General features: G+C 52.6%; 18 protein-coding genes. 11 read left to right on the top strand and 7 right to left on the bottom strand.

Features of this window, described 5'->3' with window-relative positions; all coding sequences use genetic code 11:
* Nucleotides 1-95 precede the first annotated feature (95 nt).
* Both ACYVJM_RS30100 and ACYVJM_RS30095 read right to left on the bottom strand, forming a co-directional pair.
* The gene (locus tag ACYVJM_RS30100; RefSeq protein WP_461151839.1) at nucleotides 96-269 is read right to left on the bottom strand and encodes a transposase; all 174 of its coding nucleotides are present in this window, start codon (nucleotides 267-269) and stop codon (nucleotides 96-98) included.
* Between the two features lie 115 nt (nucleotides 270-384).
* Entirely contained in the window at nucleotides 385-618 is a 234-nt protein-coding gene (locus ACYVJM_RS30095; protein ID WP_461151838.1) for a hypothetical protein, read from the bottom strand.
* 325 nt (nucleotides 619-943) lie between these two features.
* On the opposite strand from ACYVJM_RS30095, the gene ACYVJM_RS30090 reads away from it, so the two are divergent.
* Nucleotides 944-1,096: a hypothetical protein gene (locus ACYVJM_RS30090; protein ID WP_461151837.1), complete on the top strand. Its 153-nt coding sequence runs from the start codon at nucleotides 944-946 to the stop codon at nucleotides 1,094-1,096.
* Nucleotides 1,097-1,430: 334 nt separating this feature from the next.
* Entirely contained in the window at nucleotides 1,431-3,485 is a 2,055-nt protein-coding gene (locus ACYVJM_RS30085; RefSeq protein WP_461151836.1) for a sensor histidine kinase, read from the top strand.
* 438 nt (nucleotides 3,486-3,923) lie between these two features.
* Here ACYVJM_RS30085 and ACYVJM_RS30080 read toward each other — a convergent pair whose 3' ends face one another.
* Complete coding sequence (locus ACYVJM_RS30080; RefSeq protein WP_461151835.1) at nucleotides 3,924-4,139, bottom strand: hypothetical protein; 216 nt, start codon at nucleotides 4,137-4,139, stop codon at nucleotides 3,924-3,926.
* A 291-nt stretch (nucleotides 4,140-4,430) separates the two neighbouring features.
* On the opposite strand from ACYVJM_RS30080, the gene ACYVJM_RS30075 reads away from it, so the two are divergent.
* Both ACYVJM_RS30075 and ACYVJM_RS30070 read left to right on the top strand, forming a co-directional pair.
* On the top strand, nucleotides 4,431-4,889 hold the full coding sequence (locus ACYVJM_RS30075) for a response regulator (RefSeq protein WP_461151834.1): 459 nt from the start codon (nucleotides 4,431-4,433) through the stop codon (nucleotides 4,887-4,889).
* Nucleotides 4,890-5,241: 352 nt separating this feature from the next.
* Nucleotides 5,242-6,447, top strand: coding sequence for a PAS domain-containing sensor histidine kinase (locus ACYVJM_RS30070; RefSeq protein WP_461151833.1), 1,206 nt, complete (start codon nucleotides 5,242-5,244; stop codon nucleotides 6,445-6,447).
* A 396-nt stretch (nucleotides 6,448-6,843) separates the two neighbouring features.
* Here ACYVJM_RS30070 and ACYVJM_RS30065 read toward each other — a convergent pair whose 3' ends face one another.
* Nucleotides 6,844-7,164 (bottom strand): hypothetical protein, encoded by a 321-nt coding sequence (locus tag ACYVJM_RS30065; RefSeq protein WP_461151832.1) that lies wholly within the window; start codon nucleotides 7,162-7,164, stop codon nucleotides 6,844-6,846.
* Nucleotides 7,165-7,691: 527 nt separating this feature from the next.
* On the opposite strand from ACYVJM_RS30065, the gene ACYVJM_RS30060 reads away from it, so the two are divergent.
* From ACYVJM_RS30060 to ACYVJM_RS30030, 7 genes are all read left to right on the top strand, one after another.
* Nucleotides 7,692-8,045 (top strand): hypothetical protein, encoded by a 354-nt coding sequence (locus ACYVJM_RS30060; RefSeq protein ID WP_461151831.1) that lies wholly within the window; start codon nucleotides 7,692-7,694, stop codon nucleotides 8,043-8,045.
* 396 nt (nucleotides 8,046-8,441) lie between these two features.
* On the top strand, nucleotides 8,442-9,017 hold the full coding sequence (locus ACYVJM_RS30055) for an SGNH/GDSL hydrolase family protein (RefSeq protein ID WP_461151830.1): 576 nt from the start codon (nucleotides 8,442-8,444) through the stop codon (nucleotides 9,015-9,017).
* A gap of 123 nt (nucleotides 9,018-9,140) precedes the next feature.
* Nucleotides 9,141-9,518 carry a membrane protein insertion efficiency factor YidD gene (gene yidD, locus ACYVJM_RS30050; RefSeq protein WP_461151829.1) on the top strand — a complete coding sequence of 126 codons (378 nt, stop codon included), beginning with the start codon at nucleotides 9,141-9,143 and terminating at the stop codon, nucleotides 9,516-9,518.
* 32 nt (nucleotides 9,519-9,550) lie between these two features.
* Nucleotides 9,551-9,748 carry a hypothetical protein gene (locus tag ACYVJM_RS30045; RefSeq protein ID WP_461151828.1) on the top strand — a complete coding sequence of 66 codons (198 nt, stop codon included), beginning with the start codon at nucleotides 9,551-9,553 and terminating at the stop codon, nucleotides 9,746-9,748.
* Between the two features lie 583 nt (nucleotides 9,749-10,331).
* Nucleotides 10,332-10,760, top strand: a complete 429-nt coding sequence (locus ACYVJM_RS30040; protein WP_461151827.1) for a LytTR family DNA-binding domain-containing protein — start codon at nucleotides 10,332-10,334, stop codon at nucleotides 10,758-10,760.
* A gap of 316 nt (nucleotides 10,761-11,076) precedes the next feature.
* A complete protein-coding gene (locus ACYVJM_RS30035; RefSeq protein WP_461151826.1) occupies nucleotides 11,077-11,433 on the top strand; it encodes a VOC family protein in 357 nt (118 codons plus the stop codon).
* A 456-nt stretch (nucleotides 11,434-11,889) separates the two neighbouring features.
* The gene (locus tag ACYVJM_RS30030; RefSeq protein ID WP_461151825.1) at nucleotides 11,890-14,091 is read left to right on the top strand and encodes a TonB-dependent receptor; all 2,202 of its coding nucleotides are present in this window, start codon (nucleotides 11,890-11,892) and stop codon (nucleotides 14,089-14,091) included.
* A gap of 532 nt (nucleotides 14,092-14,623) precedes the next feature.
* On the opposite strand, the gene ACYVJM_RS30025 is transcribed toward ACYVJM_RS30030, so the two are convergent.
* The 3 genes from ACYVJM_RS30025 to ACYVJM_RS30015 all read right to left on the bottom strand — a co-directional run bounded on the left by ACYVJM_RS30025 (nucleotide 14,624) and on the right by ACYVJM_RS30015 (nucleotide 17,057).
* Nucleotides 14,624-15,379 (bottom strand): phosphatase PAP2 family protein, encoded by a 756-nt coding sequence (locus tag ACYVJM_RS30025; RefSeq protein WP_461151824.1) that lies wholly within the window; start codon nucleotides 15,377-15,379, stop codon nucleotides 14,624-14,626.
* A 152-nt stretch (nucleotides 15,380-15,531) separates the two neighbouring features.
* Nucleotides 15,532-15,945, bottom strand: coding sequence for an EamA family transporter (locus tag ACYVJM_RS30020; protein ID WP_461151823.1), 414 nt, complete (start codon nucleotides 15,943-15,945; stop codon nucleotides 15,532-15,534).
* 95 nt (nucleotides 15,946-16,040) lie between these two features.
* On the bottom strand, nucleotides 16,041-17,057 hold the full coding sequence (locus tag ACYVJM_RS30015; protein ID WP_461151822.1) for a YncE family protein: 1,017 nt from the start codon (nucleotides 17,055-17,057) through the stop codon (nucleotides 16,041-16,043).

The following is a 17,057-nucleotide window of genomic DNA, read 5'->3' as shown; positions in this document are numbered from 1 at the left end:
CGCCTTGCCGTATGCGACGAATGGCCGGTACGCCGTGGTCCCAACGTCGGCCCGGCGGCATTCCGCGGGGCCGCCCGGCGGTGCGGTTGGGATACTCACTGGGTAAGTTCCGCCACCGCGCGGGCGGCCCCGTGGCAACTGGTGCGAAGCAGCCATAAAATGGCATTCATCACGTCACATAAATCGAGGTTTCGCTTGCGTTTGAAAGGTAGAAAAGGCGATAGTATGGCCCACGGGTAGTCGGTCAGTTTAGTAAATTGTTTAGTCACTTCCTTGTTGCTTGGTTGCGACAAAGGTGGCACGACTACCAGCCTTTTTTAATTCCCCAACAAGTTCTTAGCTATCGACCCGCCTTTGTTTATGAATAGCGGCACCCAGAGCCTGTCAATTATAGTGATAGGGGTAGGGTATTTCGCTTGCCTGATAATAATTGTTATCCACCAGCATCAGCATATATCTCAGATCGGACAGCTTCTCGATCAGGAGGCTGAACCCATAAACCTGAAACGTTCCGTTACCCATGAGTTTTCCCGAAACGCCTTTATACACATAAAGATCCGGCCGATTTGATAAAGCGGTGAAGCCTAGTGTTAAGAGTAGCTCGTGATTGATTTCCATTCATGTGCCGTTAAGATGTCTTCTATCGGGTGCTATACCACCCTTGCTACAAAAATAGCCAACCCACCCCTTCTAAACCCTGGGTTCACCTTAAGGCTAAGAAATAGCAAATATACTCATGTTACCGTTTGTTAATAGCAGTAACATGAGTATATTTGCTCATTAACTGATTCCTGTAGCTTGTATTATAAACTCACTTTACTCATGGACGATCAAGAATATTGGTTCAGTTGTTGTCTCCTGGCCTTAGGTGCTATGGCTGCCCTGGTTTTTAGTGTTACCTGGCTGATTTCCTTAAAAAAAACAGTGCTAGCGTTAGCGACCAATGATCTTCACACGGGTACAAAACTCCCCTGAAACGACAAAAGGCCCCGCTCTGCCAACCAGCACCGATCTAGAGCGGGGCATTCCAGGGTTGTCTGTGGAAGCCGTCAGGGCCAAGGCTCAGGAAGGTTCTCCTCCATCGGTAGGCCCCTAAAACCAATTACCGTTGTCAACCCCTACCGTTGTCAGCCCAACCAGGCGTTGGCGAGTTCACCCCGCAGGGTCCGGGTCATAATTGTCCCGCTTGATAGCCCACCCCGTTAGTCCGTACGCTTTACTAAATACCCCTGCGAGATGACCCTGCGGATACATTCATCAACCAGCCAGTTGCCCATACGGACCGATATAACCAGGTAAGCTTGCCAACTCAGCCAGCAGTCGCCTACTGTCTATCCATATGCAGAACGAACCCTACATGCGAACTCATCTAGATCCGCCCCCAGCAGGGGGGGACAACTTCGTTGCGGTCCCACGGGTCCGCCCAGTCTATGATCGATGCCCGAACCCCAACCGAACGACATCAAGCTTGCCGAACCCACCAGCTGTTTGACAGCCTGCCTGAGGCCGCTATTGAGCGCATCACCCGGCTGGCTTGTCTGCTGTGTCAAACTCCCATCGCCCGGGTGACCCGGCTGGATCAACACCGACAAGGGATTAAGGCTACGCTTGGCAGCACCACCGGCGAGCTGCCCCGGCAGGTGGTCTTTTGTCAGCAGGTGGTGACCGCGGGTGCCCCCCTGGAAGTGCCCGATACCACCCGGGACTCCCGCTTTCGAGAGCATCCCCTGGTCACGGCTGATCCGGCCATCCGCTTTTACGCGGGCTACCCCCTGGTTGATCCGGAAGGCTACGTGGTGGGCACCCTGTGCGTCATGGATCAGCAGCCCCGCCAGTTAAGTTCCCAGCAGCACCAGGCCCTGGAACTGCTCAGTCACACGGTCATGGACCTGATTGTCGACCGGCGAGCCCAGCAGCTGCAGGAAGAAGTTCTGCGGCAAACCAATCAGGCCCTCGAACAGCAGGTGGCCGAGCGAACCCAGGCGTTGAGCGAGCTCCACCAGCGGTTCCAGCTGGCCGTGCAGGGAGCCCGGATGGGGGTCTGGTCCTTTGATCTGGCCAACGATGAGCTGACCTGGAACCAAACGCTGTATCAACTCTGCGGGCTGATCGATACGGGCCAGCCCCTGCGGCTGGCCGACTACGAGCGGCTAATTCATCCGGAGGATCTGCCTGCCTACCGGGCCCGCCATCAGCAACCCCAGCAGCACCAGGCCCTGACCAACCGGCAGCGGATCATCCGGCCCGATGGCCAGCTTCGCTGGTTGGAACTGCACGGCCTGCGGCTGGACAATGACCTGGGCGAGGTAATTGGCTCGGTAGGGGTGGTGCAGGACATCACCGAGCGCAAAGCCGCCGAAGATGCCCTGCGGACCAGTGAGGAGCGGTTCCAGGAGATCGCTAGCCACGTGGGGGAGATCTTCTGGGTGCGGGACGTGCCGAGCCAGCGGTTCCTCTACGTCAACCCGGCCTACGAGACCATGAGCGGGCTACGCTGCGCCGACCTGTATGCTGACCCCCAAGACTTTCTGCGGTTTGTGGTGGCAGAGGACCACCCGCTAGTGTTCGATGTACTCCAACATCCCCAGCCTGCCACCCAGCTTGAGTTCCGGGTCCACCACCGGGATGGGCAGGTGCACTGGCTGCAGGCCCGTATCAGGGATGTGTATGACGAGTCGGGGGCGCTGCTTCGGCGGATTGGCGTAGCTACCGATATCACAGGGACTATGGAGAAGAAGGAGCTCCTCAAGGAATCGTTGCACAAAGAGCGGCGCCTGACGGCGCATCAAGCCCACTTCATCACCACGGCCTCCCATATGTTTCGTACGCCGTTGACGGCCATGAGTACCAGTGTGGAGCTGGCCCGGCGCTATCTGGACCGGTTGCCGGTGTCGCCGGCCTCTCAGCCCATCGAGCGGCACCTGGAGTCGATTAAGGGTAAAATCAATGCGCTGGATGGGCTTATTGGGGATACCTTATCACTGTCGTCTGTTGAGCCCGGGCCCTCGTTGTTGGGCTGGCAGGCCATCGATCTGGTGGGCCTAAGTGCCTCGGTGATCGAGGACCAGTTTGAATCCTACGCCCGCCAGGGGCGTTCGGTGGTGGTGGAGGTGGTGGGTCAGCCGGTGGCGGTGGCGGGGGATGAGCGCCGGCTGGCGTCGGTGTTGGGCCATTTGCTGCGGAACGCCTTCACGTATTCAAGGGACTCGCCCCGCCTGCAGCTCCGCTACGGGGCCAGCGCGGTGGTGGTCCAGGTGATTGATGCGGGGATAGGCATTCCGGAGGAGGACCAGCCGTATATTTTTGACCGGTTTTTTCGGGCCCGCAACGCGGGTGATTATCAGGGGCTGGGGTTAGGGCTGGCCATCTGTCAGGAGCAGGTCCGGTCGCTGGGGGGGCAGTTATGGGTGGAGAGCAGCGAAGGGGTTGGCACAACGCTGAGTTTCAGTTTAGGGCTGCGGCCACCCGAGCACAAGCCAGGTTGAGGGAACTGGTTTGGGGTGGTGTAACGAATCTGAGCGATTAGGCTTACCAGTATCGGAAAAGCCTGGAGCCACCAGTTAGCATTCTATGAGGGGTAAGAAGCGTTGGCTAAACGATGGCTTGAGCGGCGGTGACTGGTTCGACAACGGCGCCGGGCCGTTGTGAAACAACTAGCCATCCGGCAACTAAGCAATGTCCAGTTTAAGAAGCAGAGATATAAATGGCCCTTAAGTCTCAGATACGAGCGTTTTCGTGAGACACTAGCTTTTTGTGATCAGTCAAAGCCTAGCAGTCATCGACGCCGACCTATAACTAAATTGAAAAACGAAATCTCTGCAGGAACTTGGAAGTTGGCCCGCTAACCACAGTATCAACCCTGACGGACCCGCTCCGAAATGGACTTGGCCAGGGAGACCAGCTTGGCCCTCCCCAATTTGGACTTAAATACCAAGCCGCTCCATAACCGCATTCAGCTCTTTCTTTACCTCTTCGATCGACTGCTCAGTGGCCGCCGCTGAGCCAGCCGCCTGTTTGGTCTTCGTCTCTAGTCGAGAAAGCCGGGCATCGAGCCTAAGTTGATAACCCAGAATGATCCCTAGCAGGGCAAGCGTTAGCAGCCGGAATATGAGCGGACTAATGGTTGTCGTTTTCTTCATAGTTTGCGGACTAGTTAATGAATAATACAGACAAATCGGTTTAAATACCCTTCCTCAATAATTTTAAATCCTACCTACTTAACACAAAAAAATGTAAGTATATTTATATATGAATATACTTAAGTAAATAAAACTATGTCCTTATAGTTACTAGGGATAAGCGCGATCACTACACCTTTCAATCCACCAATGAGCCAGCCCCATTCCGCTATGCAACCCCATTTTGATCGGCTGATGGCCGACTATCGGGCCCGGGTCTATGAAACCCTTTTACCTAATAACCAACCGACGATGGACCTACGTCAAGCACCAGACAAAGACCTTGTCCGGCCGCCTTCCACCACCCTCTTAGTCGTGGAAGACAATGCCGATCAGTGGCTGATGACCCAGCTGGCCTTACAGCGGCGGTATGGGAAAGCAAACCTCGTTTGGCTGGCCGACGGGCAGGCCGTCCTGCCTTATCTGGATCGCTGCCAGAGCCGTCACAGCCAGCTGCCCTGCATGATTTTGGTTGATCTCTATTTGCCCACGGCTCCGCAGGGACTGCAGGTTTTACACCACTTGAAAACGCATCCGCTTTATCGGCTCATACCCACCATTATGCTAAGTTGGTCCGACCAGCAAGAAGATATCCTGTCGGCTTTTGAGCACTCGGCGGATGGCTATCTGGTCAAACCCAGCCGTTACCCTGATTGGCAGCCCGCGCTGCAGGTCTTAGATCCGTATTGGCACCGCCGAAGCCTGGCTTAACGACTGGCTCAGGGTCGTAGGGTAGGGATACGAGTTGACAGCAATAAAACAAGCCGTTCATGGTAAGGCCCCGTTGAAGAAGCCCGGATACGTAAACGATCCTTCGTCTGACGGGGCGCATTTACGGAGACGAGTAGTACCTTACTGGGATCGATTCGGACGGCATAGAGCATTCCATATTAAACTCGCCCGACTTCCTAGCTACCTGGTAAACGGTTAATTGGTCGAACAAATGAAAAGAGGTCTTGCTTGGTGCTTCTGGTTGGTCGCTAGCTTGTCTACCCGGTTTCGTCAATGGGTCCGGCCATTACACACGCCGCGGCTAGACGTTCCCGGCTCCATCCGGGCTGGAATGAACCGGCTTTTCCAGCCCAAACCGCCATTGGGAGACTGTTCGCCTGCTCAACCGGTACCACAAACGCCGGTCGACCGGCTGCCCCTTGAGAAGCAATTGCTAGACAGTGAACGACGGTTCCGCGACATTGCCGAGAATGTCGATGAAATCTTCTGGATACGGGACCTCCACAGCCCAACGTTTCTCTACATGAATCCGGCCTATCAAACCTACAGCGGCCGAAGCCCCCAAACCGTCTATGAAAATCCGTTTTCGTTTTTGGACGCTATTCAGCCCGAGGATCGGGCCTTGACGCGGGAAGCGTTCATGAGTTCCCAACCCCGGAGTCATTTTCGCTTTCGGATCCGCCACCTGGACGGCCGTCTATTTTGGATGCAAGCCCGGATATTTTTAGCCCGGAATCCGGACGGTCTGCCGGTGCAGCGAATCGGCGTCGCCACCGACATTACCACGGCCCTGGAGAAAGAGGCTATTCTGGAAGCCTCGCTGGCCAACGAGCGGCGGCTTAACCAGCTGAAGTCCCAGTTTATTGAAACGGCCTCTCATGAGTTTCGAACGCCCCTGACCGTGATTCAGTCCAGTGTCGAGCTGATCACCCGCTATGTGGCCCAGGAACCTGATCGGCCGGCCACGCAGCCAATTAGCCGCCATCTGCGGGCGATAGACAGGCAAGTAAAGGCGCTCACTACCTTACTGGGCGATACGCTTACCCTGAGCCAACTCGAAGCGGGTAAAGTGCCGCTGCAGCCCGAATGGACCGATCTGGTCGAGTTCAGCCAAGGGCTCATCGAGGCAAGTTTCAGCCCCGAGCTGGCCAGCCACCGACCCGTGCAGTTAACGGTGAGTGGCCCCGTGGTTTCGGTGCTGGTAGATCAACAGCTGTTGGGACACATCCTGACCAATTTACTGAGTAATGCGTTCAAGTTTTCCACGCAAGCTCCCCGGTTAGCTATTACTTATGAGTCGGCCGTGGTTCGGCTAGCCGTCATCGATGCGGGCATTGGCATACCCGCCCACGAACAGGCGTTTTTGTTCACTAAATTTTTCCGGGCCAGTAACGCCCGCCATATTCAGGGGACTGGTCTTGGGCTGGCCATCTGTCAGGACTATGTCGAGTTATTGCAGGGTCGGATGGAGGTGGCCAGTCGGGAAGGGATAGGCACGACCTGCACGGTTATTCTTCCCCTGGGCGAGCGGCCCTAAACCGCCCCGATGGCGCCTCAAACTAGGCTCGTAGTAGTGATCTGGCTTCATTCAGTCGGCTTACGAGGGAACCGCTGGTTTGTATTGGCCAGCTGGTAGCACAATTATTGTCGTAGATAAAGGCTCCCTTTTAAGAGGAGAGAAGATCATGTATCTATTTCCTATACGAGGCAGTTAACCAGACGGTTTGTGGTAATACCTGTTAAGTGGCCAGCAGTCGGTACCGCCCCGGCCGGTACGCCGTAGCGGGACCGTGCCGACCCGGGGCTACCCGTCGCCACCGCGGTATTATTCGTTGCATACGCCTGTTGTTACCCGTTGATGATTTGTTTACCCAGAGCCAGCTAAACCCCACCCTTGAAAAGAGAAAAGCTCTTTGGGACTACGTAAGTCTAACTAAATACTCAATGTAAACGTAATGGTTTTGAATTCCCCATCAATGGATCGATTCTGAATAATCAGGCCTGTGTCTTCATCAAACAGTCGGTCTCCGATCTGGGGGGGAATGCCGAATGTTGTGTAAAAGCTAAAAATGCTCGTGTAGCAGATACCTAATCTAGTTCGCCATATATCAGTAATAACTGGGTCTTCATACCAGTTATCCATGCCAGCTAACTTTTTTACTTCGTGAAGCATCCTCTCCGACAGAAGGAACTTGACTCGCCACTCCTTAAGCAGCCAATCAGGATGATCGATAGCTTCAATAATGGTGTTCATGGGCTAAGCAGCTTAGTAGCTAGAAGGCTGTTGAGGTAAGATACGCTTTAATTCCCAGTCGGGTGACTAGTTTCTTACAAACGGCATCTACTTAAAGCAGCAAATCATCTGACACCGGTATGCTTATGAAAAGGCTGGCGCGTGTGTAGCTTGCTATCCTGGTCTTGATGAGTCCTAAGGCATGTTTTAGCCCAACTGTTGAGAAAGCCAAGGGGGCCGGTCAGTAGGCTGTTTATCCTTAACGAATGGCGCAGACGTGGTCAGGGCACCTGCCCCGGGTAGTGAGCCGGCCCAGGTGCCCTCCCTCGTTTCACCCCAATCACCCCTTTCGGCGATCGGTGCTTAATTTATCGGGCGGTACTACGGCCTCCTGGTGAGGGCCTTACCCCCTGGGTCCAAGTCTGTACGACAGAGACGAATCGAACCTATACAAAAAGTTGATCTATATTTGTAAATAGTAACATATGTATACTATTTGTATTCGTTTAAAAATACGATCTGTGCTGATTTTGTGTTCGCTGAGACCTATGGTCAACCGCCTAATAAGTAAGCTAGGCCGGGCGGCAACAAGCAGCTACCAACTGACCTATCTGGAAACCGGCGGACGGAGTACTGCCTTCCCTTTTCAGGGCTTACCTGGTACGGTCGCCGTTAGCCATCGAAACAACCGGGTCATTTTACGCATTCGAGTAGCGGGCCAGTCGGTGGTCCACCGGCCCATCACGCTTTACCGGAAAGCCCTGAGTCAGGACCTGTGGGGCCTCTACGAATCAAGGGAGGCGACGGCTCTGATCGGGGTGATCGATACATCCCGGCTGCAGATTGAGGCCCCCGATCCCGACGCAGCGGCCCCGATCATTTTGCGGGCCACCCGGCCCTGATCGATTCCCGTCTGGTCCGGCTGGTTATCCTTTCAGGGGTTGGCCCTTGAGAGACGCCACCCCTAAGGTGAAAACGTTCTACGATGCCCTTTCCAGGGGTTGGCCAAGCCCCCTTTGCTCGACAAGCCAACCCGCTTGATGAATCTGTTTGGGAACCCACCGGAGCCGGGTCCAATCCGTTACGAGTCACCCGTCTTGACAATACCCGCCACAGGCGCCAAGAGCAGTACGAATACTAATCATTTTCTAGTTAATTTTGCTGTATCGTATACAAAGAGTTAATTAACTATGCACTATAGATCACTATTGCTGCTCTTTGCCGCTCTGTTAGCCAGTTGCCAACCCACCCTAATCGACCTACCCCCGGCAGGCACCCGGCCACCGATCAGTCAAACCATGGTCATCATCGGGTCCTCGACGGCCGCCGGCTGGGGGGCTTCGGACTACCAGCATGCCTGGGCGGGCCTGCTCACCCAGCAGCTGACCAATGGCCGGGTGGTCAACCTGGCCAAGGGCGGCTACACCAGCTACCATCTACTGCCCACCAACGCCCCGCACCCGGCTAACCGCCCCGAGGCGGACACCCTGCGCAACCTCAACGCGGCCCTCAAAGAGAAGCCCACCACCTTGCTCATCAGTATCTCCTCCAATGACCTGATCATTGGCTGCAGCGTGGAGGAGATCATCGCCAATTTCAATACCATTCGCAGCAAAGCGCTGGCCGCCGGGGTGGCCCATGTGATTATCACCACCCCCTTGCCCCGCAACTACAGTGCCGAGGTGACGGCCAACTTACTGCGGCAGCGGGACCTGGTGCTGAAGACCTATGGCGCCTCGGCAATCAACATATTTGACCCGCTGGCCAATGAGAAGAATTTAACCAAGGCCGAGCTGCTGAGTGGGGACGGCATCCATCCCAATGACCAAGGACATGCCCTCCTCTTCACCATCATTTCAGGCTACCTGCTGTAGGGAGCAATCCGTTAGATTCATTGGGGAGAAGAGAACCTACCGCTGACTAAATTACTGGCGGGCCCCTTGTAGATACCCCTGTGTATCGCCTTTTTAGCCCACTATTCACTAACAACACGCACCGTGAGTCAACCAGACATCCGCTTCATCACCCCTAAAGGTGTAGTAGTTAAACTGATTACAGACCCAAAGCCGCAGGTCATCGTACTGCGATCCCTGACCGGTACAACGCCCACGGATACCCAGGTGGATGCACTGGCTGTTCCAGCCGGTCCCCGCTGGTTGCGCCTGAGCGTGCGGGCGCTGAAGTGGTATCGCCGCAAGATAGCCCCATGCCTGGGGCTGGGCTGCGTTTATGAACCCTCCTGTTCGCGCTACGCCGAACTGGCCCTGCGTCAGTACGGACTTGGGAAAGGGCTTTCTTATACGCTGAAACGATTGCGCCGTTGCCAGCCCGGAGCGGGGGGCATTGATCTGCCTGAGTCGCCTGCCAGCCGCTAAGGTTACCAAGCTGGGCCAGGCGGGTTGACCTCATGGGGCTACATGCGTCGGTACGTCGCGTAGCCAGTTGGGGTGAACCAGAACGGGTGGGCTGGGAGTTCCATCAGGCGCCGGTAAAGCCACAACCAAAGAAGGAGATTCCGAAAAGAAAGGCGGATTTCTTCAAACATACCCCCTGGAGAGCCGCCAACGGGCTGGGGCGTTTGCCGCTGGAAACCAGCCTAATGTAGGGTAGCCAGGAGCCAGTACGTAGTATTTGGCCAACCCTTGGTGCATTGGATCGGCAGCTGTAGGGCCTAGTGGCAGATGGGTCTGACGACACCCTTCATGGAACTGGGCCGCCTGGAGCGGAATTTTCTGGTGGGCGGACTACCCACTCAGCGATACCCTTAAAAAGAGCTGGGCAGGCCCCCCTAGCCGAACTTAAAGTAAGGTAAGTAAAGTTTGCAGGCCAATCAAGGCCATACTGGTCCCCGTTAGCATAATTAGGGTCCAGGGCCCCAGCTCATACGTGTTCTTACGAATCCGTTTCATACCGTTAAGTTGTTAAGCGTTCGTGAACTAGTCCTGCTGCGGCGGAAAAGTTACATAATTATAACGATGGAAAGATAAAATAGATTAATTTAAAGCGCAAATTAAAATAACTCATTTAATGACTGGAAGCGGTTAGGATGAATGGTCCTTTCCCTGGTACGAACCCGAGACTAAGCGGTTGTAAGGGTTACGCTCGTGAAGTCTTAGTAGAGTACCAGGCTAAGCACCGTATCGGGACGGTCGCTTCCTAAACGACAACTCGGCTCACCAACGAACTCTATGAAACCCATATCCATTGAAAATGGTCTTTTAAGCCTGACCGGCTATCCCACCCCACAACCTATTGACCAAATCGGCTGGCTGGAAGGTCAGAGCAATTATACCCGCATCCATCTTTGTGGGCAAAAGAGGCCCTTACTGGTCTGCCAAACCCTGAAAGTGTTTGAGGAGCAGCTGCCGGGGTTTCTGCGGGTCACCCGGGGGGCCTTGCTCAACCCCAGTTATGTAAAGGCTGTAAGCCGGATCAATGCCAAGGAGCTGACCTTACACTTGGTCGATGGTCAACTCATCCCGGTGGCTCGGCGTCGGATCAAAGCCATGGCCACCAGACTAGCCCTTTATGCTGAAAAGCCGATAGCTAATCGAACTAACGCCGGTCTTACCCAGGCATCCCCCTATCTGGGTGGCTTACCCAAAGCCCGACGTTAGAAAGTTTGCGTACTACCCCGTTTCGTTCAACTACCGTCAATTTATTTTTTCACAGTTAACCGCTATTCCCGTAAAGGCCCCGTTTAAGAAACAGAGCCATAGAACTTCCCTTGTCTCAGTAGGAGCTTTTTTGCGATATACTACCCGTTTAAATTTTGGCCAGTGGTCCGCGATCGCTACCTAATCCGCAGCCTACGGATCGAGTTGTAAAATCAACCCTTCTATTGTCGTATTTGCACCCTATGAACGCTGGTTTATAGGGATACTTTTGTGCAAACTACAGTGCTACTGCACGATCCGGTTTAACCCTACTCTTATGAAACTTAATCATTTAAATCTGGCCGTTCACGATGTCCTACAAACCCAGCAGTTTCTGCAGACTTATTTTGGTTTCCAAGCCCTAACTAAGGGTAGTCCTATACTAACGGTGTTACAAGACGAAAATGGCCTGGTACTTACACTCAGCAACTTCAGTAAAGTAGCCGAGGTGCGGTATCCACCAGAGTTTCATATCGGATTCATTCAAGGTTCTCAAGAAGAGGTCAACCGGCTCCATCAGCAATTGAGTGATGATGGATATAGCATAGAGCCGCCTCGCATTTCACATAATTCTTGGACATTCTACTTTCAAGCCCCAGGCGGCTTACTAATTGAAGTATTGTGCCTTCTTTAGAGCGAATTGTTAGACTGTTAGGCATAACCAAACAAAGAGGTGACGGAGCTCTGTCGGTAAATTTCCAACCGTTTCAGCGGCCCGGCACAGCCTGATACGGTTACCACGGACGGTAAAATAAAGCGCGACCGTTTATGTCCAAAAATTAATTGGCTATCTCAAGAGAAATAAGGTGTAACGTAATAATCATCTTTCAGAAAAGCTTTGTCCGTTGACTCTGGGATGGGTGACCCGTCCGGAAAAGTGTTGACCGTTGTCCGATCCAGCCCATCCCAGAGTCTATAGGACTAGCCTTGGTCAAGTAGGTTTGCGATCGATATGGAATGCCTCTGAACTGTCAGTATGAACAGGCCAACCAAGATCATTCATTCCAGATCGGATTTGTAAATGCACGAAGAATAACTTCAACTTTGCTTCATAATTGATCCCGAAACTTACCGGTAAATTTTATAGCTGATGAAACAGTTTATTCTTTTTGCGTTGCTTACGCTGGTAACCGCGTCGGTATTTGGCCAGACGAGCCGGATGGTTCGGGTGGAAGATAGTGCCACTCATGAACCCATTATTGGGGCAACTATTCGTACGCCTTCCAGCGTAAAGCCGGTCACTGGCGCCGTAACGGATGTTAAGGGCGTTGCCACCATGCCGAGTACACCAGCCAGCGTCACGATGCTAACAGTAAGCGCCGTTGGCTACGAAACCGAATCGTTCCCGCTTACGGCAGGTAGTGATACACTTGTTTTTCAACTGCATAACCAGGATGAGTCGCTTGACGAGGTCACCGTTACCTCGACACGAACCAACTCGCGCATCGAAGACTTGCCCATTAAAGTGGAAGTGCTGGGCCAGGAAGATATGGACGAAGAAAGCGCGGTCGTACCGGGCAATGTAAGCAGTATACTGGGCGATATTTCCATCATTCACGTTCAGCGAACCTCCGCTGTCAATGGCAACCAGGCCATTCGGATGCAGGGCCTCGATCCGAAATACACCCAGATTTTGCGCGATGGCTTACCCCTTTATGAAGGGTTTTCGGGAAACTTAGGTGTTTTACAGATTCCCCCGCTGGATTTAAAGCAAATTGAAGTGGTAAAAGGCTCCGTCTCAACGCTCTACGGCGGAGGAGCCATTGGGGGTATGATTAATATCGTCTCGAAAAGTCCTCACTCGGAAACCCCCGAGTTTACGGCCCTTCTGAACCACTCCAATCTGAAAGAAACCAACCTGAATGCCTACTATTCGCAGCGTTATGGCAAAACCGGCCTGACCCTCTTTACGGGTTATACCCACCAGAAACCAGTCGATGTAACCGGTGACGGATTTACGGATAGTCCGGGAATCAAGCAATTTAATTTTCACCCCAAGTTTTTCTGGAACCCGACCGATCATACCAAACTGGATATTGGCTATGCCTTTACCACCGAATATCGTACTGGCGGGTATCTGCCAGCACTTGAGGGAAATGAACCGAACGCTTATAAAAACGTAACTGACTTGCAGAGACACACGGTTGATTTCAATGCCAGTCACAATACATCAGAAACCAATGCCTTGACGTTCAAAGGGGCTGTTAGTACATTTCATCGACAGAATACGGATTATCAGAAACTGTCCGATGGTCGTCAATCGTCGGTTTATCTGGAAGCTAATAATTTAGCCCGCTTTGGTAAACACCAGTTGATTGTGGGTGCGAACCTGACAGTCGAAGCCTTCCGTAAGAATCCTGATAGCACCCGTCTGGTGGATTACACCTACAATACCGTTGGTGGATTTGTACAGGATGATTGGCAGGTGGGCGAAAAAGTAGCGTTACAGGCAGGTTTACGCTTTGACCACCACAATACGTTCGGAAGTTTTCTGTTACCTCGGTTATCGGTAAAGCTCAAACCAGCTGACCCCTGGACGGTACGGTTAAGCGTGGGTACGGGCTACAAAACGCCGAACCTGTTTGTCAATCAAACACCCGGTGCCTTAAATGTTAGTTTGATCTTCCCGCGTTTACTGCCGATTGACGTTTCCACGGTGAAGGCGGAACGATCAGTGGGCACGAACATCGATATTGCGTATTCGAAAACCTTCGAGAGTGGGTTTTCGGTGCAGGTCGATCAGGCATTTTATTACACCGTTGTCAACTCGCCGGTGGTGTCGGCATTTTCCAGCTTATCGAGTAATCTGGGGGCTTATACTCAGTTGATTAATGCCCCTTACAGTATCTTCAGCGTAGGCACCGATACGTATGTTCGGCTCGAATACAAAGCGTACGAGTTGTATTTTGGCTATAACCACACCCTCGCCCGGCGGAACGGACCCACTGATAATACCTACCTGCCACTGGCGCCCCAGGATAAGTTCTCAACTACAATAGCCTGGGAAAACGATCACTTCCGATTTGGTGTCGAAGCTAGCTACGTAGGTACCCAGTATCTTTACAACAACCAGAAAGTGCCTAATTATACCTTCTTCGCCACAGCGGCTGAGTATCATTACAATGACCACTGGCGGCTGGTACTCAACGGAGAGAACATTTTTAATGTGAAACAGGCGAATTACGAAACCGTTGTGCTGGGTGCCAACCCAACCGTACAACCTACCTTCCGGCCTATCTGGGCACCCTTAGAGGGGCGGATTGTGAATCTGGCGCTGAAGTTCACCTTATAAACTCAACGTTACCGAATACGAAACAGGCTCCTGAAGATCATCTATTCAGGAGCCTGTTTCGTTTGTACTCTTATGGAAGGGGGAATAGGACCGCTAAATATCAAACTTTTCCAGCTTGCCTTTTCGATAGACATAGATTTCGTACGAATGTTTATCAATCCCAAACACTTCCTCCAAAGGGAAAGTTGACCAACAGAAATAAGTCCATCAATAGCTCTAAATAAAGAGGATTAATATAGGTCAGTAATTTGGCACCTATTCATACAGCGGGCAGGTGGCACAAACCAAACCACCACATCCCAGCGAATACGGGGCCAAAAGTCAATGATGCGGGAAATGGAACTCGAAACTGTACCGATGGAAAGTGCCGCCGGCACCTGGGCACCTGGTAATTGGGAGCTTAATATGGGTAAAAGTAAAAGCCCGGCCCCGCCCCCACAAACCGCGCTGAGTGAAAAGGCAAATAGGGCATAGCCAAATAAAAGCAAACTGGATAAAAGCATAAAAAGACGTATTGATAGAAATCTGGTTTTTAGGCCATATTAGCTTTGTGAGTCGTCCGCTGCCATTCGGTAAGGACAATGCCCACAATTAGCCAGCAAGCCCCCAGTAAATAGCCGCCCAGCACATCGCTCAAAAAATGAACGCCTAAATAGATTCGGCTAAACCCAACCACCCCGATCAACCCGCCGGTACTGAATCCCACCAACCACTGGTGCCGAATCCGACGACGTCCCCGAACCAGCCAGTAACCCAGTAATCCATAAAGCGTCATGGCCGTGGCCGAATGACCACTGGGAAATGAGTAGCCCGTTTCTGCATAATAGGCAACCTGAGCAGGGCGCTGACGGATAAATGTTCGTTTACCAATCTGAACAAATAGCCCGACGCCAGCCATCAAGATCCAAAGGATCACGATGTTCCGTGCCTTTTTCTGACGATATAAAACATATGACCCGAGTAAGGTCAGACCGATGGTTACGTAAGCCGATCCCAGCCAGGTTAATGCATAGAGCAGTTGGCTCATGGGCGCACTCCGCTCCTGAAAAAGCCAATGTGTAAACCCCTGATCGACCCGGACCATCGGTTCGGCGTTGACTAGATTTTCGGCAATTTCGGAGAATACCATCACGTTAACGATCAGCAATCTGGCCAGCACAGTCAGGGGTAAACCTCGAAAGTGGTTGGTCGACAATCGTTCAGCCAGCCAGCGCACAAGAACTGGGTAGCGGGTAGCCAATAGACCAAAGCGATGGTGAATATGACGTTGGAGTTGGTTTGTTGTCATTTGGAAAGTGCTCACGTCAGCGCAGGGTACTGGATACAAACTAACGATGGCATTCTGAAGAGACTTTGAAGATTAACCCCATCCAGGTTTTGTGTCCTAACCCGTAGCGCTGATAGGGCTACGGGTTAGGACACTGATCTCTTAGAAAGAATTTATAAAATGAGCACCAACGTTCCACCTATAATCAGGATCGCCCCAATAGCCGCCTTCCAGGTCAGCACTTCTCCCAGAAATACAACCGAAATCAGAATAGCAATGGCAACACTAAGCTTATCGACCGGTGCCACCTGCGAAACCTTGCCGAGCTGTAATGCCTTAAAGTAGAAAATCCACGAGAGCCCGGTGGCTATACCTGACAGAACCAGAAACAGCCAATTCTGGCGACTAACAGTGGGTAACGTATCGATACCGCCACGCCATAACACCAGGCCCCAGGCCACAAATAGAATGACGACGGTTCGAATGGCCGTTGCCAGATCGGTATTTACTCCTTTGATGCCTATTTTAGCTAATATGGCTGTCAGCGCGGCGAACAAGGCTGATAGTAAGGCGTAAATCCACCACATGGATAAATAATTTAGATAGGTAAAAGGCAGTTAGTCGTACCGAACCCCTCTTTATAGCTAATAGAGGGACTTTTACAAAAGATAATCTACACTTATTACTTGACTGCGTATTCCAAAACCATGAATGTTCCTGGCTTCACCGCGGGCCGGGGCTTTGGGTTATCAGTCGTAGGGACGGGGGCAGGTCCGAATTCAGCCGTTGTCACAAAAACGTGATAACTCTTCGGATCGATGGTGATGGTCCGGGCACCGCGCAGAGTTGGTACGGTTTGAACGGCTTCAAATTGGCCCAGTTTCACCTCTTTAACCACCGTCAATGTGCCTTCGCCGTTGGAGCTGATGGCTGATCCGGTCGAAGTGTCGAACACGGCACCATCGGTTCCGCTGCCCGTTGGTACTTCCGCCAGCACCTTACCCGTTTGTGAATCCAGCACAACCATGACTTTGTTACATGTGCTAAACAGCCGATGATGGGGTTTATCAAAAGCCAGTCCGGTAGGTTCTTCGCCCTTGCCTAACTTCCAATGATGCTTCACCGCCAGCGACCTGGCGTCAAAAACGGTGATCTCGTTTGTGTCTTCCAGATTGACGAAAATCAGGCCGTGGTCATCACTAACGGCGGCTTCGGGCGCACCGCCCAATTCGACCGTACCCGCTACGTTGCCGGTGGTTGCCTCCAGCACCGTTGCGCTATTGCCTTCGTTATTAAAAATGAAGACTCGTTTGGAGAACGCATCGTACATGATTGCGTCGGGTTTTTTACCCGTCGGAATTTCTTTGGTGGCTTTGAAGGTCTTCGTGTCGAACATCGTAGCCGTGTTGGGGCGGCCATTTGTCGTGTACCCTACGTTCGTACCCGGTACAACGGCAATACCATGAATACCCGGTGTTGGTGTAATAACTCCCAGTTTTTCGTGACTTTTCAGGTCGAGCACTTCAACCTGCGTACCGTGGGAAACGTAGAGCCGACCACCATCCGCATCGGCCAGTAGGTAATCCCAGCCACCTTCGCCCCCGATGGTGGTTTTTTTGACAAGGTGATAATTCGCCGACTGGGCGAACAGTGAGCCCGTTAACGACAGGCATACAGCAGAAATCCAGAATGCTTTCAT

This window comes from Spirosoma pulveris (assembly GCF_054781875.1).
The sequence above is the reverse complement of the archived record's forward strand: the minus strand, read 5'-3'. Positions and strand labels throughout refer to the sequence as shown.

Bases quoted from the DNA above. Each gene is read 5' to 3' on its own strand.
- ACYVJM_RS30055 (WP_461151830.1), top strand. From the start codon at position 8,442: ATGGTCATCATCGGGTCCTCGACGGCCGCCGGCTGGGGGGCTTCGGAC.
- ACYVJM_RS30020 (WP_461151823.1), bottom strand. From the start codon at position 15,945: ATGTGGTGGATTTACGCCTTACTATCAGCCTTGTTCGCCGCGCTGACA.
- ACYVJM_RS30095 (WP_461151838.1), bottom strand. From the start codon at position 618: ATGGAAATCAATCACGAGCTACTCTTAACACTAGGCTTCACCGCTTTA.
- ACYVJM_RS30035 (WP_461151826.1), top strand. From the start codon at position 11,077: ATGAAACTTAATCATTTAAATCTGGCCGTTCACGATGTCCTACAAACC.
- ACYVJM_RS30025 (WP_461151824.1), bottom strand. From the start codon at position 15,379: ATGACAACAAACCAACTCCAACGTCATATTCACCATCGCTTTGGTCTA.
- ACYVJM_RS30080 (WP_461151835.1), bottom strand. From the start codon at position 4,139: ATGAAGAAAACGACAACCATTAGTCCGCTCATATTCCGGCTGCTAACG.
- ACYVJM_RS30075 (WP_461151834.1), top strand. From the start codon at position 4,431: ATGGACCTACGTCAAGCACCAGACAAAGACCTTGTCCGGCCGCCTTCC.
- ACYVJM_RS30090 (WP_461151837.1), top strand. From the start codon at position 944: ATGATCTTCACACGGGTACAAAACTCCCCTGAAACGACAAAAGGCCCC.
- ACYVJM_RS30030 (WP_461151825.1), top strand. From the start codon at position 11,890: ATGAAACAGTTTATTCTTTTTGCGTTGCTTACGCTGGTAACCGCGTCG.
- ACYVJM_RS30040 (WP_461151827.1), top strand. From the start codon at position 10,332: ATGAAACCCATATCCATTGAAAATGGTCTTTTAAGCCTGACCGGCTAT.
- ACYVJM_RS30060 (WP_461151831.1), top strand. From the start codon at position 7,692: ATGGTCAACCGCCTAATAAGTAAGCTAGGCCGGGCGGCAACAAGCAGC.
- ACYVJM_RS30045 (WP_461151828.1), top strand. From the start codon at position 9,551: ATGGGGCTACATGCGTCGGTACGTCGCGTAGCCAGTTGGGGTGAACCA.
- ACYVJM_RS30065 (WP_461151832.1), bottom strand. From the start codon at position 7,164: ATGAACACCATTATTGAAGCTATCGATCATCCTGATTGGCTGCTTAAG.
- ACYVJM_RS30015 (WP_461151822.1), bottom strand. From the start codon at position 17,057: ATGAAAGCATTCTGGATTTCTGCTGTATGCCTGTCGTTAACGGGCTCA.
- ACYVJM_RS30085 (WP_461151836.1), top strand. From the start codon at position 1,431: ATGATCGATGCCCGAACCCCAACCGAACGACATCAAGCTTGCCGAACC.
- ACYVJM_RS30070 (WP_461151833.1), top strand. From the start codon at position 5,242: ATGAACCGGCTTTTCCAGCCCAAACCGCCATTGGGAGACTGTTCGCCT.